This window comes from Halorubrum sp. CBA1125, assembly GCF_009742825.1.
Lineage (GTDB): Archaea > Halobacteriota > Halobacteria > Halobacteriales > Haloferacaceae > Halorubrum.
On record NZ_WPCE01000345.1, the window covers coordinates 1 to 1,522 of the forward strand.

Consider the following 1,522-nt stretch of genomic DNA (forward strand, 5'->3'; position numbering starts at 1 on the left):
TCGCCGCCGGCCTCCTCGCGCTTGGGCGCGATGGAGTCGAGCTCGTCCATGAAGATGATCGCGGGCGACTCCTCGGCGGCCTCCTCGAACACGTCGCGGAGCTGCTCTTCGGACTCGCCGTAGTACTTCGACATGATCTCCGGCCCGGAGATCGTGTGGAAGTTCGCGTCGATCTCGTTGGCGACGGCCTTGGCGATCAGCGTCTTCCCGGTTCCCGGCGGGCCGTGCAGGAGGACGCCCTTCGGCGGATCGATGCCGAGCCGCTTGAACAACTCGGGGTGGCGCATCGGCAGCTCGATCATCTCGCGGACCTGCTCGAGCTCGTCGTCGAGCCCGCCGATGTCCTCGTAGGTGACGTCGGGGCCCTCGCCGGTCCCGTCGGCGTCGCCGCCGCGCTCGGCGAGTTCCTCTGCGGGGGCCTCCGAGATCGATATCTCGGTGTCGTCGGTGATGACGACGGTCCCGGAGGGGCTCGTCGAGGCGATCTTCATCGGCACCGCCTGCGACTGCCCGCCCATCAGGCCGAAGCCGAGCGAGGTGCGGATCGTCTGTCCCTCGGTGACGGGCTGGCCGGAGAGCTTGTCGCGGATGAACGGGGCGATCTGTCCGCGCACCCGGAGCTGGCTCGGGAAGGCGATCGTGACCGCCTCCGCCCGCGAGACGTCGACGTCCTCGACGGTCACGCGGTCGTCGATCCCGACGTTCGCCTCCTGACGGAGCCGCCCGTCGATGCGGATCACGCCCGTCTCGTCGTCCTCGGGGTAGCCGGGCCAGACGCGGGCGATCGCGGCGCCGTCGGCGCCCTCGACGCGGACGATGTCCCCGCCGGAGAATCCGAGCTCGTCGGCCGCGACGCGGTCGATCGCCGCGAGACGGCGCCCGGCGTCCTTCTGTTTCAGCGGCTTGACGGTGAGCTTCATCGGCTCCCCACCACCGTCACCACGCCGTTCGTGACCGAGGCGGCGTCGGCCGGGCCGGGCAGGTCGAACTCCGATTCGACCGGCTCGTCGGCCCCCTCGATCACGACGATCGCGGTCTCGCCGACCGTGTCGACGCTCACGTCCTCCCGGTCGACGCCGAGGTCGGCGGCGACGATCCAGGAGTCGTCGTACTCGTACCGGCGAACCATCGCGTCGTCGCCGGCCGATTGGGTCTGTCTGAGAGTCATCCTAACGACGAGTTAGTCGCGTTAATATATAAACTTGTCGTTTAAAACCGCAGGACGTGAGATATGCTCCCGGGACCGGTAGTGTTGCGGTTCGACGGATCGGAGGCGGGTCCGACGGCCCATTTATCACGGATCGCACGGGACGGGCGAACATGGAGCGCGTCGCACACGACGGCCGCGAGACGGCCTACCGGGTCACCGACCGGAGCGGAGACGGGCCGACCGTCTGTTTCGTCCACGGCAGCGGCGGGAGCAAAGACGTCTGGACGGCGCAGGCGCGCGTGAGCGACCGGTATCCGGTCGTCGCGCTCGACCTGTCCGGACACGGGGACAGCGACGACGTCGGGACGCCGG

3 protein-coding genes are annotated in these 1,522 nt (G+C 69.0%); 1 reads left to right on the forward strand and 2 read right to left on the reverse strand.

Annotation, left to right across the window (positions count from 1 at the left end; genetic code table 11):
* Together GJ633_RS16535 and GJ633_RS16540 are read right to left on the reverse strand one after the other, a co-directional pair.
* Window positions 1-920, reverse strand: a 920-nt coding sequence (locus GJ633_RS16535) for an AAA family ATPase (protein ID WP_156589635.1), incomplete at its 3' end; no start/stop codon positions are given.
* Complete coding sequence (locus GJ633_RS16540) at window positions 917-1,168, reverse strand: Hsp20/alpha crystallin family protein (protein WP_156589636.1); 252 nt, start codon at window positions 1,166-1,168, stop codon at window positions 917-919. The genes GJ633_RS16540 and GJ633_RS16535, both read right to left, overlap by 4 nt.
* Before the next feature lie 152 nt (window positions 1,169-1,320).
* Between GJ633_RS16540 and GJ633_RS16545 the strand changes: the two genes are divergently transcribed.
* On the forward strand, window positions 1,321-1,522 hold a 202-nt coding region (locus GJ633_RS16545; RefSeq protein WP_197431387.1), incomplete at its 3' end, for an alpha/beta fold hydrolase.